Genomic DNA, 18,541 nt, shown 5'->3' on the forward strand with positions numbered 1-18,541 from the left:
TCCCTGCGCACGGGACAACGTTGTCAACTTCGCTGCGCAAGGATCAGTTGTGGCTCAAGTGCCGGGTATTGTCAAGGGTGTTGGGTGCGGCATACGGGGCCTATGTCGCGGATTATTCCGGGCAAGCCACACACAGGCCGCTCATATTTCCGCGAGGTCTCAACTCGGAAAAGACCATCGGCCAACCTTGCATTCGATCTTGCTCCGCTGGCGGGAAGTGGACTATACCTGTCGGCACTTCACATGATTCCGCACTTCCTGCACAACCCAGCGTGACCCGACCGCGGTGCCGGGGAGGATCCGGTTCACCGCCTGAGTCCTGGAGAAGGCGAGGACTTGAGCATGGGATCCACTTCCGCCGAGAACACCGAGAACAACGGCTCCGCAAGTGTGGGGCGCCGCGATCTGATCAAGCGGTCCGCCGCCCTCGGTCTGATCTCCGTACCGACGATGAGTTTCCTCTCCGCGTGTGCCACCGGCGGGGGTGGCGGCAGCGACGAGGAGAGCAAGGCCCCGGGTGGCGCGAAGTCCGCCACCAACCCCCTCGGGGTGAAGGAGGGCACCGCGCTGGAGGCGTTCATCTTCAAGGGCGGCCTGGGTGACCAGTACGCCAAGGACGCCGAGGCCGACTACAAGTCGAAGTACAAGGCCGAGGTCAAGCACACCGGTACCCAGCAGGTCGGCCCGAAGCTGACCCCGCGCTTCGCCGGCGGCAACCCGCCGGACGTCATCGACAACTCCGGCGCCGACCACCTGGACATGAACAAGCTGTCCACACAGGGCCAGCTCCAGGACCTCAAGGCGCTGCTCGACGCACCCTCGCTGGACGACGCGAGCAAGAAGATCTCGGACGTCATCCACCCGAGCACCATCGAGAAGGGCAAGCACGGCGAGACCTTCGACGTGCTCTACTACGCCTTCACCATCTACGGCACCTGGTACTCGCAGAAGGCCCTCGACGACAACGGCTGGGAGTACCCCAAGACCCTCGACGAGATGGTCAAGCTCTGCGGCGAGATCAAGAAGAAGGGCATCGCGCCCTGGACGTACGCCGGAAAGTATCCGTACTACGTCCACTTCAACCTGTTCGCGCAGATCGCGAAGATCGGTGGCATGGAGGGCTGGATCGCCATCGACAACCTGGAGCCGAACGCCTGGACCAGCAACGACGCGGTCAAGCAGGTCGTGGAGCACTACGAGGAGCTGGCCGCCAAGAAGTACTTCCTCCAGGGCAGCCAGGGCCTGACGCACATTCAGTCGCAGACCGCCTGGAACAAGGGCAAGGCCGTCTTCATCCCGAACGGCTCCTGGGTGGAGAACGAGGCCGCCCCGACCACGCCCAAGGACTTCGGGATGTCCGTCGGCGCCCTGTTCGACGGCTCCGCCGGCGACAAGCTGCCGAACGGCACCCTGCGCGCCGAGCCCAGCGAGCCGTACATCGTGTCCGCCAAGGGCAAGAACCCGGCCGGCGGCATGGAACTGCTGCGCATCATGCTCTCCAAGAAGCACGCGCAGAACTTCGCCACCAAGGTCAAGTCGCTCACCTGTGTGGTCGACGCGACCGAGGGCATGACTCTCTCGCCGGGCCTCGCCTCGGCGAGCAAGGCGTTCAAGGACGCCGGCGACAACATCATCAGCCTCCAGCTCCAGGAGTGGTACCCCTCGCTCACCGACGAGAAGATCGGCGGTCTCACCGGGCAGCTGCTCACCGGTGAACTGAAGGCGGCCGACTGGATCAAGAAGACGCAGCAATACGCCGACGCCGTCCGGAAGGACGACTCGGTGAAGAAGTTCACGCGCGAGAAGTAAGAGTCCGGTCCGGCGCAACGGCACTCGAAGGGGAAGGGGCCGGGAAGCTCCATGCAACACGGCAAATACCGATTCATCGTGGGCTTCCTGGCCCTGCCCGTCATCGTGTACGCGGTCTTTGTGATCTCGCCGTTCGTCCAGGCGTTCCAGATCTCGCTGACCGACTGGTCGGGCCTGGTCGGCACGGCGAAGTTCGTCGGCCTCGAGAACTTCGAAAAGCTCTGGCACAACGAGGACTTCTGGAACGCGCTGTGGCACAACGTCTACATGCTGATCGCGGTGCCGATCGTGACGCTGGGACTCGGCCTGTTCTTCGCCTTCATGCTGAATGTCGGCGGAAAGCGACGTAAGAACGAAGTCATCACCGGTGTCGCCGGTTCGAAGTTCTACCGTTTCGTCTTCTTCTTCCCCCAGGTCATTTCCATCACCATCATCGCCGTCATCTGGTTCAACATCTACAACCCGGACCCGCAGGACGGCATGCTCAACTCCCTGCTGGGCGGGGTCGGTCTGGACGGCTGGCAGAACGCCTGGCTGGGCGAGAAGAGCCTCGCCCTGCTGTGCATCATGGCGGTGATGATCTGGTCCCACGTCGGCTTCTACGTCGTGCTGTTCTCGGCGGCGATGGCCTCCATCCCGCGGGACATCTACGAGGCGGCGCTGCTCGACGGCGCGGGCCGCTTCCACACCTTCTTCAGGATCACCCTGCCGCTGCTGTGGGACACCGTGCAGACCGGCTGGGTGTACATGGGCATCATCGCCCTGGACGGCTTCGCCCTGGTGCAGATCATGTCGGTCAACATGGGCGGCCCCGACGGAGCCACGGACGTCATGCCGCTGCGTCTGTACCTGACGGCGTTCCGCGACAGCCAGTTCGGCTATGCGTCCGCGATGGGCGTCGCGATGCTCATCGTCACCATGACGTTCGCAGTGCTCACCCTGCGCTTCGCGCGGCGTGAGCGGATCGAGTTCTAGGGGTACGGGGCGATGACGACCGACACGAACACCGGCACGGTCACCAAGACGGACGAGGCGGACCGGCCGAGCGTCACCAAGAAGCTCGGCGCGACCGACGGCCGCAGCTCCGAGGGCGGCGTCCTGCACGTCTTCTCGCACGGCATGCTCGTCCTGTGGGCGCTGATGGTCGGCGTGCCGCTGCTGTGGGTGCTGTGGAGCTCCTTCAAGACGAGCAACGGCATCCTCTCGGAGCCGTGGGGGCTGCCGACCTCGTTGCACTTCGAGAACTGGGCCAACGCCTGGAACAAGGCGAACATGGGCCAGTACTTCCTCAACACCGCCATCGTGGTGGGCGGTTCGGTGGTCGGCACCATGGTGCTGGGCTCGATGGCCGCCTATGTGCTGGCCCGCTTCACCTTCCCGGGCAACCGGTTCATCTACTTCATGTTCGTGGCCGGCATGTCCTTCCCGGTCTTCATGCTGGTCATCCCGCTGTTCTTCGTGCTGCGGGACTTCCCCGGCAGCTCGCTGCTGGCGACGTACCACGGACTGATCCTCGTCTACATCGCCTATTCGCTGCCGTTCACGGTCTTCTTCATGACCGCGTTCTTCCGCACCCTGCCGACCTCGGTCGCGGAGGCGGCGCTGATCGACGGGGCGTCGCACACGCGAACGTTCTTCCAGGTGATGGTGCCGATGGCCAAGCCGGGTCTGATCAGCATCGGGATCTTCAACTTCCTGGGGCAGTGGAACCAGTACCTGCTGCCGATGGTCCTCAACCAGAACGAGGACAAGTACGTGCTCACCCAGGGCCTGGCGATGATCGCCCTGCAGCAGGGCTACGAGAACGACTGGGGCGCCCTGATGGCCGGCATGATGATCGCGATGCTGCCGGTGCTGATCGTCTACTTCATCTTCCAACGACAGGTGCAGGCGGGCCTTACGGCAGGTGCGCTGAAGTAAACGCTCTCTGTTGGCCCCACCGTAGGCACCACGTCACCCCACGTCACACGTGAGCCGTCCCACACCGGGGCGGCTCACGCGCGCGTGTGCACACTCCCGGATCCGGTTCAACCTCTTGACGGGAGGCAACCCGAACGGCTCAGCTTAGAGTTCACTAGTTGGACACGGACGGGGCCTCATCGAAGCGGTCCCGCGCGCAGGAGGTCGTCGTGGAGACTCCGGGGTCGCAGTCGTCGCTGCACCGAGCCAACCTGGAGCGGGTCGTCCGGGCCGTCCGGCTCGCCGGATCGCTCACCCAGGCGGAGATCGCGAGGACCACGGGTCTGTCGGCGGCGACGGTCTCCAACATCGTCCGCGAGCTCAAGGACGGCGGCACGGTCGAGGTCACGCCCACCTCGGCGGGTGGCCGACGGGCCCGCAGCGTCTCCCTGAGCGGTGACGCCGGGATCGTCATAGGGGTCGACTTCGGGCACACCCATTTGCGCGTCGCGGTCGGGAACCTGGCCCACCAGGTGTTGGCCGAGGAGGCCGAGCCGCTGGACGTCGACGCCTCCTCGACGCAGGGCTTCGACCGGGCCGAGGAGCTGGTCAACCGGCTGATCGCGGCGACCGGTGTCGACCGGTCCAAGATCGCCGGGGTGGGCGTCGGCGTGCCCGGCCCGATCGACGTCGAGTCCGGCACCCTCGGCTCGACCGCCATCCTGCCCGGCTGGACCGGCACCAAGCCCGCCGAGGAGCTGCGGGGGCGGCTCGGCGTGCCCGTGCACGTGGACAACGACGCCAACCTGGGTGCCCTGGGTGAGCTGGTCTGGGGCAGCGGGCGGGGCGTGCGGGACCTGGCGTACATCAAGGTCGCCAGCGGTGTCGGTGCCGGCCTCGTCATCAGCGGCAAGATCTACCGTGGCCCGGGCGGCACAGCAGGAGAAATCGGGCATATTACTCTGGATGAATCCGGCCCGGTCTGCCGCTGCGGAAACCGGGGCTGCCTGGAGACCTTCGCGGCCGCGCGCTACGTGCTCCCGCTGCTCCAGTCCAGCCATGGCACCGACCTCACCATGGAGGGCGTCGTGCGGCTGGCCAGGGACGGAGACCCGGGCTGCCGTCGGGTGATCGCTGACGTCGGCCGCCACATCGGCAGTGGAGTCGCGAATCTCTGCAATCTCCTGAACCCGAGCCGCGTGGTCCTCGGCGGTGATCTCGCCGAGGCCGGTGAGCTGGTCCTCGGGCCGATCCGGGAGTCCGTCGGCCGCTACGCCATTCCCAGCGCGGCGCGCCAACTGTCCGTTCTCCCCGGGGCACTTGGCGGTCGTGCGGAAGTGCTCGGAGCCCTCGCGCTCGCGCTCAGCGAGATGGGGGATTCGACCCTTTTGGACAGCACGCTGCACGCGGCCACGCCTGCCTTCACTTAGAGAACGGATGGCACCGTTGCCAACCCGTTAAGGATTTACTTCTTGACGTCGCACGTGTGGCCGAGTTGACTTCCAGCCACCTCGGCCGCAACGTCGCGGCCTCGTCAGGGAGGTTTCTGAAGTGAACACGCGTATGCGTCGTGCCGCCGTTGCCATTGCCGCAGGTGCGATGGCCGTCTCGCTGGCTGCCTGTGGCAGCGCCGAGGAAGCCGGTGGCGACAACGACTCGACCGCCTCCGCCGCCAAGGGCAATGACATCAAGGTCGGTCTCCTGCTCCCGGAGAACCAGACCGCGCGCTACGAGAAGTTCGACCGTCCGCTGATCGAGGAGAAGATCAAGGAGCTGACGGACGGCAAGGCGAAGATCGACTACAACAACGCCAAGCAGGACGCCAACCTGCAGGCCCAGCAGGTCGACACCATGATCACCAACAAGGTGGACGTCCTCATCCTGGACGCCGTCGACGCCAAGGCGATCAAGAACTCCGTGCAGAAGGCCGTCGACGCCGGCATCAAGGTCGTCGCCTACGACCGTCTGGCCGAGGGCCCGATCAGCGCCTACACCTCGTTCGACAACGTGTCCGTCGGCAAGACCCAGGGCGAGGCCCTGCTGAAGGCGCTGGGTGACAAGGCGACCAAGGACTCCAAGGTCGTCATGATCAACGGATCGGTCACCGACCCGAACGCCGCGCAGTTCAAGGAAGGCGCCCACTCCGCGCTCGACGGCAAGGTCACCATCGCCAAGGAGTACGACACCAAGGAGTGGAAGCCGGAGAACGCCAACTCCGAGATGGAGGCGGCGATCTCGGCGGTCGGCAAGAACAACATCGCCGGCGTCTACTCCGCCAACGACGGCATGGCCGGCGGTATCATCACCGCGCTCAAGGCCGCGGGCATCAGCGTCCCGGTCACCGGTCAGGACGCCGAGCTGGCCGCCGTGCAGCGCATCGTCACCGGCGAGCAGTACATGAGCGTCTACAAGCCGTACGCCCCCGAGGCCGAGGCCGCCGCCGAGATGGCCGTCGCGCTCGCCCAGGGCAAGTCGCTCGACTCCATCGCCAAGGACAAGGTCGACAGCGGCAGCGAGAAGGGCATCCCGTCCGTGCTCGTCCCCGTCACCTCGCTGACGAAGGACAACATCAACGACACCGTCATCAAGGACGGCGTCTACACGGTCGACGAGATCTGCACCGGCAAGTACAAGGCCGCCTGCGACAAGGCCGGCGTCACCGGCTGAGCCGTATCGGCGAAAGCAGCCACAGGTCCCTTTCCAGGTGCGGGAATTCGTCCTTGAATTCACGCACGGGACATGACTGCTCAAGACTCCTCCGGCGCCCCGCGCATACGTCAGCCCCGCAAGCTCGGCGCGGGGCGCCGGACGGAACCCCCCAACTTTTCTCTGCACAACCCTTCCGCCGGGTCAGGCGGCGAAGGAGATGGTTCACGTGTCCGCTACGCCCGTGCTGGCGTTGCGCGGGGTCTCCAAGCGGTTCGGTGCCGTTCAGGCGCTCACCGACGTAGAGCTTGAGGTCCACGCCGGTGAAGTGGTCGCCCTGGTGGGCGACAACGGCGCCGGAAAGTCCACGCTGGTCAAGACGATCGCCGGCGTGCACCCCATCGATGAGGGCGTCATCGAGTGGGACGGCAAGTCCGTCCAGATCAACCGGCCGCACGACGCCCAGAGCCTGGGCATCGCGACGGTCTACCAGGACCTCGCGCTGTGCGACAACATCGACGTCGTCGGCAACCTCTTCCTGGGCCGCGAGCTGAAGAAGCGCGGTGTCCTCGACGAGGTCGAGATGGAGCGCCGCTCGCTGGAGCTGCTCCAGACGCTGTCGATCCGCATCCCCAGCGTGCGTATCCCGATCGCCTCGCTCTCGGGCGGTCAGCGCCAGACCGTGGCCATCGCGCGTTCCATGCTCGGCGAGCCCAAGCTGGTCATCCTCGACGAGCCCACCGCCGCCCTCGGCGTCGAGCAGACCGCCCAGGTCCTCGACCTGGTCGAGCGGCTGCGCGAGCGCGGGCACGCCGTGATCCTCATCAGCCACAACATGGCCGACGTCAAGGCAGTCGCGGACAAGGTCGCCGTGCTGCGGCTCGGCCGCAACAACGGCGTCTTCGAGGTCAAGACGACCTCGCAGGAGGAGATCATCTCCGCCATCACCGGCGCCACCGAGAACGCCGTGACCCGCCGTGCGGCGCGCACGAACGGGGAGGTTTCCAAGTGAGCATCGACAAGACCTCCACGACGTCGCAGGACCACGAGGTTCTCAACACCGAGGCCGCCGCGGCCGCGGTGACCGCCGTCGACCCCCGCCTGCTCGTGCAGGAGCAGGGTCTGGCCGGCTACGTCACCGAGTTCCGGCGCAAGCTGAAGGCCGGTGAGCTGGGCTCCCTGCCGGTCATCCTCGGCCTGGTCGCCATCTGCGTGATCTTCCAGAGCCTGAACTCGGCCTTCCTGTCCGCGCAGAACATCAGCGACATCACCGTCACGATGGTCGGCACGGGCATGATCTCCGTCGGCATCGTCTTCGTGCTGCTGCTCGGCGAGATCGACCTCTCCGTCGGCTCGGTCAGCGGCGCGTCCAGCGCGATCGCGGCCGTCCTCGCGGTGAACCAGGGCTGGCCCGAGTGGGCGGCCGTGCTCATCGCCGTCGCGGCGGGTGCCGTCATCGGCGCGGCGCACGGCTTCTTCTTCGCGGTGCTCGGCGCTCCCGCGTTCGCCGTGACGCTGGCCGGTCTGCTGTTCTGGCTCGGCTTCATGCTCCAGACACTGGGCGAGAACGGCACGATCAACCTCGACAGCGACGGTCTGATCGGCAAGCTGACGACGTACTTCTTCACGGACGTGGCGGCCGCGTACGGCCTGGCGGCCGTGGTGACCGCGGTGTTCTTCATCACCTCGTTCCTGGGCAACCGCCGCCGTCAGGCCGCGGGCATCCCGTTCCGCCCGATGAGCGACACGATCATGCGGACGGCACTGCTGGGCGTCGTCTCCTTCGCCGCGGCGGTCATGTACAACCAGTACAAGGGCCTGCCGCTGGCCACGGTGATCTTCCTGGTGTTCCTGGTGGGTACGGACTTCCTGCTGCGGCGTACCTCGTACGGCCGAAAGGTCTTCGCCCTCGGTGGCAGCGTCGAGGCCTCGCGTCGTGCGGGCATCAACGTCACCATGGTGCGGATCACCGTGTTCGCGATCTCGGGCGGGTTCGCCGCGATCGGTGGCCTGTTCCTGGCCTCGAAGATCGCCTCCGCCAACCAGAGCGCCGGTACCGGTGACCTGCTGATGAACGCCATCGCGGCGGCCGTCATCGGTGGTACGTCCCTGTTCGGTGGACGCGGCCGCACCTGGAACGCGCTGCTCGGTGTGCTGGTGATCGTCTCGATCCAGTACGGCCTGCAGCTGGAGTCCATCGCCGAGCCGGTGAAGTACATGATCACCGCCGGTGTCCTGCTCACGACGGTCGTGATCGACTCGATCACCCGTAAGACGCAGAAGACCGCGGGTCGCGCATAGCACCCTCGCGCACAGGTCCTGTGCCCGGCACCAATGGCGGTGCCGGGCACAGTCATGTCGTAGGAACGGCACAAATTGGGTACAGCCGATCGCATGGCCCACGACGGGTGGGCCGGGAACCTTCCGCCTGAGCGGAACATTAGACTCGACAAGCCCGGCAACAGCTCTACTGCAAGGAGGCACGGGTGCCGCTGCTGACCCGCATCACGGGACCGCGCGATCTGGACCGGCTCAGCCCTGAGCAGCTGGACCAGCTGGCCGAGGAGATCCGGACCTTCCTCGTCGAGGCGGTTTCCAAGACCGGCGGCCACCTCGGCCCCAACCTCGGTGTGGTGGAGCTGACCATCGCCCTGCACCGGGTCTTCGACTCGCCCAAGGACAAGGTGCTCTGGGACACCGGCCACCAGTCCTACGTCCACAAGCTGCTCACCGGCCGTCAGGACTTCAGCCGGCTGAAGATGAAGGGCGGCTTGTCCGGCTACCCCTCGCAGGCCGAGTCCGAGCACGACGTCATCGAGAACAGCCACGCGTCCACGGTCCTCGGCTGGGCCGACGGTCTCGCCAAAGCCAACCAGCTGCGCAAACGCGACGACCACGTCGTCGCCGTCATCGGTGACGGCGCGCTGACCGGCGGTATGGCCTGGGAGGCGCTGAACAACATCGCCGAGGCCAAGGACCGCCCGCTCGTCATCGTCGTCAACGACAACGAGCGGTCGTACGCGCCCACCATCGGCGGCCTCGCGAACCACCTTGCGACCCTGCGCACGACCGACGGCTACGAGCGCTTCCTGACCCGCACCAAGGAGATCCTCGACCGCACCCCGGTCGTCGGCCGGCCCCTCTACGAGACGCTGCACGGCGCCAAGAAGGGCCTCAAGGACTTCATCGCGCCGCAGGGCATGTTCGAGGACCTCGGGCTGAAGTACGTCGGGCCGATCGACGGACACGACATCGAGGCGCTGGAGTCGGCCCTCGCGCGCGCCAAGCGCTTCGGCGGCCCGGTCATCGTGCACTGCCTCACCGAGAAGGGCCGCGGCTACCAGCCCGCCCTCCAGGACGAGGCCGACCGCTTCCACGGCATCGGCCCCATCCACCCCGACACCGGTCTGCCCGTCAAGGTCTCCGGCGCCGACTGGACGTCGGTCTTCGGCGACGAGATGGTCCAGCTCGGCAAGGAGCGCGAGGACATCGTCGCCATCACGGCCGCGATGCTGCAGCCCGTCGGCCTGAAGAAGTTCGCGGACACCTTCCCGGACCGCATCTACGACGTCGGCATCGCCGAGCAGCACGGCGCCGTGTCCGCGGCGGGCCTGGCGACGGGCGGCGTCCACCCCGTCTTCGCCGTCTACGCCACCTTCCTCAACCGCGCCTTCGACCAGGTCCTGATGGACGTCGCGCTGCACAAGTGCGGCGTCACCTTCGTGCTCGACCGGGCCGGCGTCACCGGCACCGACGGCGCCTCCCACAACGGCATGTGGGACATGTCGATCCTTCAGGTCGTGCCCGGCCTCAGGCTCGCCGCCCCGCGCGACGCCGACCAGGTGCGCGCGCAGCTGCGCGAGGCCGTCCAGGTCAAGGACGCGCCGACCGTGGTCCGCTTCTCCAAGGGCGCCGTCGGCCCCGCCGTCCCCGCCGTCGGCCGCGTCGGCGGCATGGACGTGCTGCGCGAGCCCGGCACCGACACCCCGGACGTGCTGCTCGTCTCCGTCGGCGCCCTCGCGCCGATGTGCCTGGAGATCGCCGGTCTGCTCGACAAGCAGGGCATCACCACCACCGTCGTCGACCCGCGCTGGGTCAAGCCCGTCGACGAGGCCATGGCCCCGCTCGCCGAGCGGCACCGCGTGGTCGTCACCGTCGAGGACAACTCCCGTGTCGGCGGCGTCGGCTCGGCGGTCGCGCAGGCCCTGCGCGACGCGGGCGTCGACGTCCCGCTGCGTGACTTCGGCATCCCGCCGCGCTTCCTCGACCACGCGTCCCGCGCCGAGGTCCTGACCGAGATCGGCCTCACCGCACCCGACATCGCCCGCCAGGTCACCGGGCTGGTCTCCAAGCTGGACGGCCTCCCCCACTCTCGGCTTCGCTCGAGCGGGGGGACCCCCACCGACCGGACGACGGCCGACGTCGACTCCGTGGAGCCCGCCCGGGACTGACAACACCGGTACGGCCGGATGGGCCGGTTCCGCCACCCGTGTCGGTGGCGGAACCGGCCCATCTGTGTGAATCCCCCCGCGCCGGGGCAGGCGTACCACGCCCCCTCTCGATCATGTCGAGGACGACAAGTGGGAGGTACGACCGTGAGCAGCACACTCTTCCGGACGAAGAGAGTAGAGCAGTCCATCCTCGATACCGAGGAGCCAGAGCACGCGCTCAAGAAGTCCTTGTCCGCGCTGGATCTGACCGTCTTCGGTGTCGGTGTCATCATCGGCACCGGCATCTTCGTCCTCACCGGCACCGTCGCCAAGGACAACGCCGGGCCCGCGGTGGCCCTGGCGTTCGTCGTGTCCGGCGTCGCCTGCGCGCTGGCCGCGCTCTGCTACGCCGAGTTCGCGTCCACGCTCCCGGTCGCCGGGTCGGCGTACACGTTCTCGTACGCCTCCCTCGGTGAACTGCCCGCCTGGATCATCGGCTGGGACCTGGTCCTGGAGTTCGCGCTCGGGACGGCGGTGGTGGCCGTCGGCTGGTCCGGCTACATCCAGTCGCTCATGGACAACGCGGGCTGGACGATGCCCGACGCGCTGGGCAGCCGGGAGGGCGCCGACGCCTTCGGCTTCGACATCCTCGCCGCCGCGCTCGTCCTCGTCCTGACCTTCATCCTCGTCCTCGGCATGAAGCTGTCCGCACGGATCACGTCCCTGGTCGTCGCCATCAAGGTGGCCGTCGTCCTGACCGTGATCATCGCCGGTGCGTTCCTGATCGACGCCGACAACTACGACCCGTTCATCCCGAAGACCCAGACGGTGGAAGCCGCCAGCAATCTCGACGCCCCGCTGATCCAGCTCATGTTCGGCTGGGCCCCGTCCAACTTCGGCGTGATGGGCATCTTCACCGCCGCGTCCGTCGTGTTCTTCGCCTTCATCGGTTTCGACGTCGTGGCCACGGCGGCCGAGGAGACCAAGAACCCGCAGCGCGACATGCCACGCGGCATCATCGGCTCACTCGTGATCTGCACCACGCTGTACGTCCTCGTGTCGATCGTCGTCACGGGCATGCAGCACTACAGCCGGCTGTCCGTGGACGCCCCGCTCGCCGACGCGTTCAAGGACACCGGGCATCCCTGGTTCGCGGGCTTCATCAGTTTCGGCGCCGCGGTCGGCCTGACGACGGTCTGCATGATCCTGCTCCTCGGCCAGACCCGTGTCTTCTTCGCGATGAGCCGGGACGGACTGCTGCCCCGCTTCTTCTCGCATGTCCACCCCCGGTTCAGGACCCCGCACCGGCCGACGATCCTGCTCGGCGTGATCATCGCGGTCCTGGCCGGCTTCACCCCGCTGACCGAACTCGCCGCACTGGTGAACATCGGCACGCTGTTCGCCTTCGTGGTCGTGGCCATCGGCGTGATCATCCTCCGCAAGACCCGCCCCGACCTGCACCGGGCCTTCCGTACCCCGTGGGTGCCGGTCCTGCCGATCCTGTCGGTGTGCGCCTCGCTGTGGCTGATGATCAACCTGCCCGCCGAGACCTGGGTGCGGTTCGCCATCTGGATGGCCGCCGGCTTCTTCGTGTACTTCCTCTACGGCCGGTCCCACAGCCGCCTCGGACGGCACGAGGAGACGACAGTGGCCGAGGTGGAGAAGGGGCAGCCCGGGGACACCGCGTAGGCGGAACCGACGTCTGCAGGGGCCCCGTACGGCAGCCGGCTACGGCCGGACCGTGCGGGGCCCGGCCACGTCCGCCCCCAACTCGGACACGCGCCGCCGCAGTTCCCGATCTGCGGTCACCACCAGGCAGGGCCGTCCGTCCGCCCGCGCGACCAGCTCGACCATGTGGTCGTCGCCGCTCGCGGCAGCCGACTCCACCCGCACCCCCGGCACGCTCTCCACGCCCCTGGCGGCCCCCTCGACCACGAGCACGATCTCCACGGGCCCCGCACGCCCCGGCACGCCGTCCGCCGCCAGCCGGTCCCGCAGCCGCTCCGCGGCCCCCCGCCGGTCCCGCCACCATCCGTCGGGCACCGACCCGACGACGTTCGCGGCGTCGACGACCACGAGCAGGGGCACGCCGCCGGGCAGCGGGACGTCTTCGGTCGGGGGGACGTCGTCAGTCATGGGGCAAGGGTCGCACGGCTCACCCGGAGGCCTTGTCCTCCTCGAAGCTGGCGAAGTAGGCCGCCGCCATGTCCTCGTCCCCGTGCCCCTGTTCAACGGCCCGCTCGAACCGCTCCGCGCTCGCCGCAGCCACATCCAGGCGTACGCCGTTCCGCTCGCCCGCCGCCACGATGAGCCGCGCGTCCTTCGCCGCCGTGGCCACCGCGAACTGGGCCGGGGTCAGCCCTCCGTTCAGCACCAGGCCGGTCTTGGCCCGCAGATACCCCATGTCGAGCGGACCCCCGTCGATCACCTCGAAGAACCGCTGCGGATCCACATCCAGCGCCTTGGACAGCGCCAGCACCTCACCGGCGGCGTTCGTCACCGCGAGCACCCAGCTGTTGGCGACCAGCTTCAGCCGCGTCGCACTGCCGGCCCCGCCGTCCTCGCCGGTCCATACCGTACGGGCGCCGACGGCGTCGAACACCGGCGTCACCGTCTCACGTCCCTTGACGGGCCCCGCCGCCAGGACGGTGAGCTGACCGGCCTCGGCGGGCTGGCGGGTGCCGAGCACCGGGGCGTCGTAGAAGACCAGGCCGTGGTCGCGGGCGAAGGCGGCCAGGTCGGCGATCCCCTCGATGCCGGCGGTCGTCGACTGCACCCAGACGGCACCGGAGCGCAGTGCGGGCGCCGCGTCCCGCATGACGTCCAGCGTCGCGGGACTGTCGTACAGCATGGTCAGGACGACGTCGGCGCCGCGGACCGCCTCGGCGGGGGTGTCGGTGACGAGGGCGCCGTCGGCGACCAGGGGTTCGGCCTTGGTGCGGGTGCGGTTCCAGGCGCGGACGGTGTGCCCCGCCTTGACGAGGTTGCGGGCCATCGCGGCGCCCATGATGCCGGTGCCCAGGACGCTCACGGTGAGCTTGTCGGTCATGACGTCGACTTCCTGTTCTCGTGCGGACGTTGCTGTGATCCAGCTTGCCCGGGGTCGGGGCACGCCGTCCGCACGCCCCCGAATAGAGTGAACCGGTGAACGGCGACTGGCTCATCCGCGGCCGCGACGGCCGCCTCAGTGTCTATCTGCCGACCGACGACGCCGTCCTGTGCCGGGCGGAACTCGGACCCGGCGGCCCCTGGGAACCCCCGCGTCGGCTCGGCGGCGAGCAGCAGCTGCGCCCCGGCCCCGCGGTCGGCCAGGGCGCCGACTGCTACGCCCATCTGGCGGCCTGGCGACCCACCAAGCCGGGCGAGGCGGGCCTCGTGCATTCCACGCACTTCCGCCCGCGCCTCGCCGCGCTGGACTGGATCCCCATCGGCCACCCGAACCGGACCGGCGACCGCACGGGCATGCCGGCCGTCACGGTCGACGCGCAGGGGCGCTGCCATGTCTTCGTCCGCAACAAGGGGGGCGGGGTGAGCATGCTCGGCCAGAAGGCGGTGGGCGGCTGGGGCCCGTGGCGTGACCTCAAGGGGCGTGAGGTCGACGAGCGGCTGGCCGCCGTGACGGGGGAGTCCGGGCTCGTCGAGCTGTACGCGGCCGTCCCCGGAGCCATCCTGCACTGGCGGCAGGAGAGTCCGGGCGCCGTCCCGGTCCTGGAGGAGGCGATGGAGACCCCGGTGCGCCCGGGCACGCTCCGCGCCCTCGCCACCTCCGCCGAGCACACCACGCTCTTCTACGCGGACGACTCCGGCGACCTGTGCGCCTGGCGCCCCGGCACCAAGCCGGTCACGTTGCTGGCGTCCGCCGGCCCCGGCTCGGTCTCCGTGATCCGCTGTGAACTCGACGGCCACGACTGCACGTTGCTCGCCCAGCGCTCGGCGAGCGGGCGCGTCGCCTTCGCCGCGTATCCGACGGAGCAGGAGTCGGCGGGGGCGTGGTGGACGGAATCGGGACCGCCGCTCGCGTCCGACGCCGTGGTGGCGCTGGCGCTGGACGAGGACGAGCGGGTGGTGGCGGCCACCATGTCGCCGTCGACCGGGCAGCTGCTGATCACGCGGCGCAAGGAGGAGCCCGGGCTGGCGCTGGAGGCCTGGCGAGAAGTCTGACCCCGGGAGGCCTGACCCCCACCTACGCGAACGGCTGCCATCCCCGCGAACGGCTGCCACCCCCGCGAACAGCCCCCACCCACGCGAAAGGGCCCCTGCCGGAGCAGGGGCCCTTTCTGGCGTACGAGTCGGGGTTACGCCGGAACCGACGCCACGCCCGGCGCCAGGAACTTCTTGCCGTTGACGCGCTCGGAGACACCCTCACGGTCGAGGTACGGCGTGATGCCGCCCAGGTGGAAGGGCCAGCCGGCACCCGTGATCAGGCACAGGTCGATGTCCTGGGCCTCGGCGACGACGCCCTCGTCGAGCATGAGCCCGATCTCCTGCGCGACGGCGTCGAGGACGCGCTCGCGGACCTGCTCCTCGGTGAGGACGGAGTCGCCCTGCTTCAGCAGCGCGGCGACCTCCGGGTCCAGCTCCGGCTTGCCGCTGTCGTAGACGTAGAAGCCGCGCTTGCCCGCCTTGACGACGGCCGCGAGGTTCGGGGAGACCGTGAAGCGGTCCGGGAAGGACCGGTTGAGGGTCTCGGAGACGTGCAGACCGATCGCGGGACCGACCAGCTCCAGCAGCACCAGCGGCGACATCGGCAGACCGAGCGGCTCGATGGCCTTCTCGGCGACCTCGACCGGCGTGCCCTCGTCGATGACGTTCTGGATCTCGCCCATGAAGCGGGTGAGGATGCGGTTCACGACGAACGCCGGGGCGTCCTTCGTCAGGACCGCGGTCTTCTTCAGCTTCTTGGCGACGGCGAAGGCCGTGGCCAGGGAGGCGTCGTCCGTCTTCTCGCCGCGGACGATCTCAAGGAGCGGCAGGACCGCGACCGGGTTGAAGAAGTGGAAGCCGACGACCCGCTCGGGGTTCTTCAGCTTCGACGCCATCTCGGAGACCGACAGCGAGGAGGTGTTGGTGGCGAGGATCGCGTGCGCCGGGGCGACCGCCTCGACCTCCGCGAACACCGTCTGCTTGACGCCGATCTCCTCGAACACGGCCTCGATGATGAAGTCCGCGTCCGCGAAGCCCTCGGCCTTGTCCAGCACACCGCTGACCAGGGCCTTCAGGCGGTTGGCCTTGTCCTGGTTGATACGGCCCTTGCCGAGCAGCTTCTCGATCTCGGCGTGGACGTAGCCCACACCCTTGTCGACGCGCTCCTGGTCGATGTCGGTCAGGACGACCGGCACCTCCAGGCGGCGCAGGAAGAGCAGCGCCAGCTGCGAGGCCATCAGGCCCGCGCCGACCACGCCGACCTTGGTGACCGGGCGGGCCAGGTTCTTGTCCGGGGCGCCGGCCGGGCGCTTGCCGCGCTTCTGGACCAGGTTGAAGGCGTAGATGCCGGAGCGCAGTTCGCCGCCCATGATCAGGTCGGCGAGCGCCTTGTCCTCGGCGTCGTAGCCCTGCTGCAGGTCGCCGTTCTTGGCGGCGGCGATGATGTCGAGGGCGCGGTAGGCGGCCGGAGCGGCCCCGTGCACCTTGGAGTCCGCGATGAAACGGCCCTTGGCGACGGCCTGGTCCCAGGCCTCACCGCGGTCGATCACCGGGCGCTCGACCTCGACGTCGCCCTTCAGCACCTGGGCGGTCCAGATCAGCGACTGCTCCAGGAAGTCGGCGCCCTCGAAGATGGCGTCGGCGATACCCAGGTCGAAGACCTGCTGGCCCTTGAGCTGCTTGTTCTGGTTGAGGCTGTTCTCGATGATCACCGAGACTGCCTTGTCGGCGCCGATCAGGTTCGGCAGGATCGTGCAGCCGCCCCAGCCGGGCACCAGGCCGAGGAAGACCTCGGGGAGCGAGAAGGCCGGGAGTGCCTTGGAGACGGTCCGGTACTTGCAGTGCAGACCGACCTCGACGCCGCCGCCCATCGCGGCGCCGTTGTAGTACGCGAAGGTCGGGACCGCGATACCGGCGAGGCGCTTGAAGACCTCGTGGCCGCCCTTGCCGATGGCGAGCGCGTCCTTGTGCTCCTTGAGGAGCTCGACGCCCTTGAGGTCGGCGCCGACGGCGAAGATGAACGGCTTGCCGGTGATGCCGACGCCGACGATGTCGCCGGCCGCGGCCTCCGCCTCGACCTGGTCGATGGCCCTGTCGAGGTTGGCCAGCGACTGCGGGCCGAAGGTGGTCGGCTTGGTGTGGTCGAAGCCGTTGTCCAGCGTGATGAGCGCGAAACGCCCGGCGCCGTACGGCAGGTCGAGGTGGCGTACGTGCGCGGACGTCACGACCTCGTCGGGGAACAGCTCGGCCGCACCCTTCAAAAGCTCAGCGGTGGTGCTCACTTGCTGCCTCCGGCGTTTTCGAAGTGCGGGTTCTCCCAGATGACCGTCGCGCCCATGCCGAAGCCGACGCACATGGTCGTCAGGCCGTAGCGGACCTCCGGCTGCTCCTCGAACTGGCGGGCCAGCTGCGTCATCAGGCGGACGCCGGAGGAGGCGAGCGGGTGGCCGTAGGCGATGGCGCCGCCGTACTGGTTGACGCGCGCGTCGTCGTCGGCGATGCCGTAGTGCTCCAGGAAGGCGAGCACCTGGACGGCGAAGGCCTCGTTGATCTCGAAGAGATTGATGTCCTCGATCGACAGGCTGGCCTTGGCGAGGGCCTTCTCGGTCGCCGGGATCGGGCCGTAGCCCATGACCTCGGGCTCGACGCCCGCGAAGGCGTACGAGACGAGGCGCATCTTCACCGGCAGGTTGTTCTCGCGGGCGAAGTCCTCGCTCGCGATGATCGACGCCGTGGCGCCGTCGTTCAGACCGGCCGCGTTACCGGCGGTGACCCGGCCGTGGACGCGGAACGGGGTCTTGAGGCCGGACAGGCTCTCCAGGGTCGTACCCGGACGCATCGGCTCGTCGGCGGTGACCAGGCCCCAGCCCGTCTCACCGGCCTCGGCGTTCGTCCGGCGCACGGAGACCGGCACCAGGTCCTGCTGGATCTTGCCGTTGGCGTAAGCCTTGGCGGCCTTCTCCTGCGAACGCACCGCGTACTCGTCGGCGCGCTGCTTGGTGATCGTCGGGTAGCGGTCGTGCAGGTTCTCGGCGGTCATGCCCATGAACAGCGCCGACTCGTCGACCAGCTTCTCGCTGACGAAGCGCGGGTTGGGGTCCACGCCCTCGCCCATCGGGTGGCGGCCCATGTGCTCGACTCCACCGGCGATGACGGCGTCGTAGGCACCGAAGGCGATCGAACCGGCGACGGACGTCACGGCGGTCAGGGCGCCGGCGCACATACGGTCGATGGAGTAGCCGGGCACCGACTGCGGGAGGCCCGCGAGGATGCCGGCCGTGCGGCCGAGGGTGAGGCCCTGGTCACCGATCTGCGTGGTCGCGGCGATGGCGACCTCGTCGATCTCCTTCGGGTCGAGACCGGGGTTGCGGCGCAGCAGCTCCCGGATCGCCTTCACGACGAGGTCGTCGGCGCGGGTCTCGTGGTAGATGCCCTTCGGGCCCGCCTTGCCGAACGGGGTGCGGACGCCGTCGACGAAGACGACGTCCCTGACGGTACGAGGCACGATGGCTCTCCTCCAGAGGTGCGGGATCTGCACTGCTGCGCTGCGCAAGCGCTGAGCGCGCGCTCAGGCCCATGCTACTTATGAGTAACGTAGCTGCACAGTCCTGGAG

The 18,541-nt window shown here is 68.4% G+C and carries 14 protein-coding genes; 10 read left to right on the plus strand and 4 right to left on the minus strand.

The window, feature by feature from the left end; translation table 11 throughout:
- The first annotated feature begins 342 nt into the window (after window positions 1–342).
- The 9 genes from ngcE (at window position 343) to ACFY5C_RS22515 (ending at window position 12,473) form a co-directional block, all read left to right on the plus strand.
- Entirely contained in the window at window positions 343–1,809 is a 1,467-nt protein-coding gene (gene ngcE, locus ACFY5C_RS22475; RefSeq protein ID WP_389446803.1) for an N-acetylglucosamine/diacetylchitobiose ABC transporter substrate-binding protein, read from the plus strand.
- A gap of 51 nt (window positions 1,810–1,860) precedes the next feature.
- Window positions 1,861–2,784, plus strand: a complete 924-nt coding sequence (locus ACFY5C_RS22480) for a carbohydrate ABC transporter permease (RefSeq protein WP_389446805.1) — start codon at window positions 1,861–1,863, stop codon at window positions 2,782–2,784.
- Between the two features lie 12 nt (window positions 2,785–2,796).
- Window positions 2,797–3,729 carry a carbohydrate ABC transporter permease gene (locus tag ACFY5C_RS22485; RefSeq protein WP_389446807.1) on the plus strand — a complete coding sequence of 311 codons (933 nt, stop codon included), beginning with the start codon at window positions 2,797–2,799 and terminating at the stop codon, window positions 3,727–3,729.
- A gap of 209 nt (window positions 3,730–3,938) precedes the next feature.
- The gene (locus tag ACFY5C_RS22490; protein ID WP_389447186.1) at window positions 3,939–5,138 is read left to right on the plus strand and encodes an ROK family protein; all 1,200 of its coding nucleotides are present in this window, start codon (window positions 3,939–3,941) and stop codon (window positions 5,136–5,138) included.
- A gap of 133 nt (window positions 5,139–5,271) precedes the next feature.
- Entirely contained in the window at window positions 5,272–6,375 is a 1,104-nt protein-coding gene (locus ACFY5C_RS22495) for a substrate-binding domain-containing protein (protein WP_389447188.1), read from the plus strand.
- Between the two features lie 199 nt (window positions 6,376–6,574).
- A complete protein-coding gene (locus ACFY5C_RS22500; RefSeq protein ID WP_328878578.1) occupies window positions 6,575–7,366 on the plus strand; it encodes an ATP-binding cassette domain-containing protein in 792 nt (263 codons plus the stop codon).
- Window positions 7,363–8,655: a sugar ABC transporter permease gene (locus ACFY5C_RS22505; protein ID WP_389446809.1), complete on the plus strand. Its 1,293-nt coding sequence runs from the start codon at window positions 7,363–7,365 to the stop codon at window positions 8,653–8,655. The genes ACFY5C_RS22500 and ACFY5C_RS22505 overlap by 4 nt, the downstream gene beginning before the upstream one ends.
- 185 nt (window positions 8,656–8,840) lie before the next feature.
- Window positions 8,841–10,805, plus strand: a complete 1,965-nt coding sequence (dxs, locus tag ACFY5C_RS22510) for a 1-deoxy-D-xylulose-5-phosphate synthase (protein WP_389446811.1) — start codon at window positions 8,841–8,843, stop codon at window positions 10,803–10,805.
- Window positions 10,806–10,949: 144 nt separating this feature from the next.
- Window positions 10,950–12,473, plus strand: coding sequence for an amino acid permease (locus tag ACFY5C_RS22515; RefSeq protein WP_389446813.1), 1,524 nt, complete (start codon window positions 10,950–10,952; stop codon window positions 12,471–12,473).
- A 39-nt stretch (window positions 12,474–12,512) separates the two neighbouring features.
- On the opposite strand, the gene ACFY5C_RS22520 is transcribed toward ACFY5C_RS22515, so the two are convergent.
- Both ACFY5C_RS22520 and ACFY5C_RS22525 read right to left on the minus strand, forming a co-directional pair.
- Window positions 12,513–12,920 carry an NTP pyrophosphohydrolase gene (locus tag ACFY5C_RS22520; RefSeq protein ID WP_389446815.1) on the minus strand — a complete coding sequence of 136 codons (408 nt, stop codon included), beginning with the start codon at window positions 12,918–12,920 and terminating at the stop codon, window positions 12,513–12,515.
- A gap of 19 nt (window positions 12,921–12,939) precedes the next feature.
- Complete coding sequence (locus ACFY5C_RS22525; RefSeq protein WP_389446817.1) at window positions 12,940–13,833, minus strand: NAD(P)-dependent oxidoreductase; 894 nt, start codon at window positions 13,831–13,833, stop codon at window positions 12,940–12,942.
- Between the two features lie 95 nt (window positions 13,834–13,928).
- Here ACFY5C_RS22525 and ACFY5C_RS22530 point away from each other — a divergent pair, with 95 nt between their 5' ends.
- Window positions 13,929–14,945, plus strand: a complete 1,017-nt coding sequence (locus tag ACFY5C_RS22530) for a hypothetical protein (protein ID WP_389446819.1) — start codon at window positions 13,929–13,931, stop codon at window positions 14,943–14,945.
- A 134-nt stretch (window positions 14,946–15,079) separates the two neighbouring features.
- Here ACFY5C_RS22530 and ACFY5C_RS22535 read toward each other — a convergent pair whose 3' ends face one another.
- Both ACFY5C_RS22535 and ACFY5C_RS22540 read right to left on the minus strand, forming a co-directional pair.
- Window positions 15,080–17,209 carry a 3-hydroxyacyl-CoA dehydrogenase NAD-binding domain-containing protein gene (locus tag ACFY5C_RS22535; RefSeq protein WP_389446821.1) on the minus strand — a complete coding sequence of 710 codons (2,130 nt, stop codon included), beginning with the start codon at window positions 17,207–17,209 and terminating at the stop codon, window positions 15,080–15,082.
- Window positions 17,206–18,432 (minus strand): thiolase family protein, encoded by a 1,227-nt coding sequence (locus ACFY5C_RS22540; RefSeq protein ID WP_389446823.1) that lies wholly within the window; start codon window positions 18,430–18,432, stop codon window positions 17,206–17,208. The genes ACFY5C_RS22535 and ACFY5C_RS22540 overlap by 4 nt, the downstream gene beginning before the upstream one ends.
- Window positions 18,433–18,541 lie beyond the last annotated feature (109 nt).

The sequence above is a fragment of the Streptomyces sp. NPDC012935 genome (assembly GCF_042900345.1).
Taxonomy (GTDB): domain Bacteria; phylum Actinomycetota; class Actinomycetes; order Streptomycetales; family Streptomycetaceae; genus Streptomyces.

Excerpts from the sequence above, each read along its gene's own strand:
- ngcE (WP_389446803.1), top strand. The coding sequence starts at position 343 with ATGGGATCCACTTCCGCCGAGAACACCGAGAACAACGGCTCCGCAAGT.
- ACFY5C_RS22480 (WP_389446805.1), top strand. The coding sequence starts at position 1,861 with ATGCAACACGGCAAATACCGATTCATCGTGGGCTTCCTGGCCCTGCCC.
- ACFY5C_RS22485 (WP_389446807.1), top strand. The coding sequence starts at position 2,797 with ATGACGACCGACACGAACACCGGCACGGTCACCAAGACGGACGAGGCG.
- ACFY5C_RS22495 (WP_389447188.1), top strand. The coding sequence starts at position 5,272 with ATGCGTCGTGCCGCCGTTGCCATTGCCGCAGGTGCGATGGCCGTCTCG.
- ACFY5C_RS22500 (WP_328878578.1), top strand. The coding sequence starts at position 6,575 with ATGGTTCACGTGTCCGCTACGCCCGTGCTGGCGTTGCGCGGGGTCTCC.
- ACFY5C_RS22520 (WP_389446815.1), bottom strand. The coding sequence starts at position 12,920 with ATGACTGACGACGTCCCCCCGACCGAAGACGTCCCGCTGCCCGGCGGC.
- ACFY5C_RS22525 (WP_389446817.1), bottom strand. The coding sequence starts at position 13,833 with ATGACCGACAAGCTCACCGTGAGCGTCCTGGGCACCGGCATCATGGGC.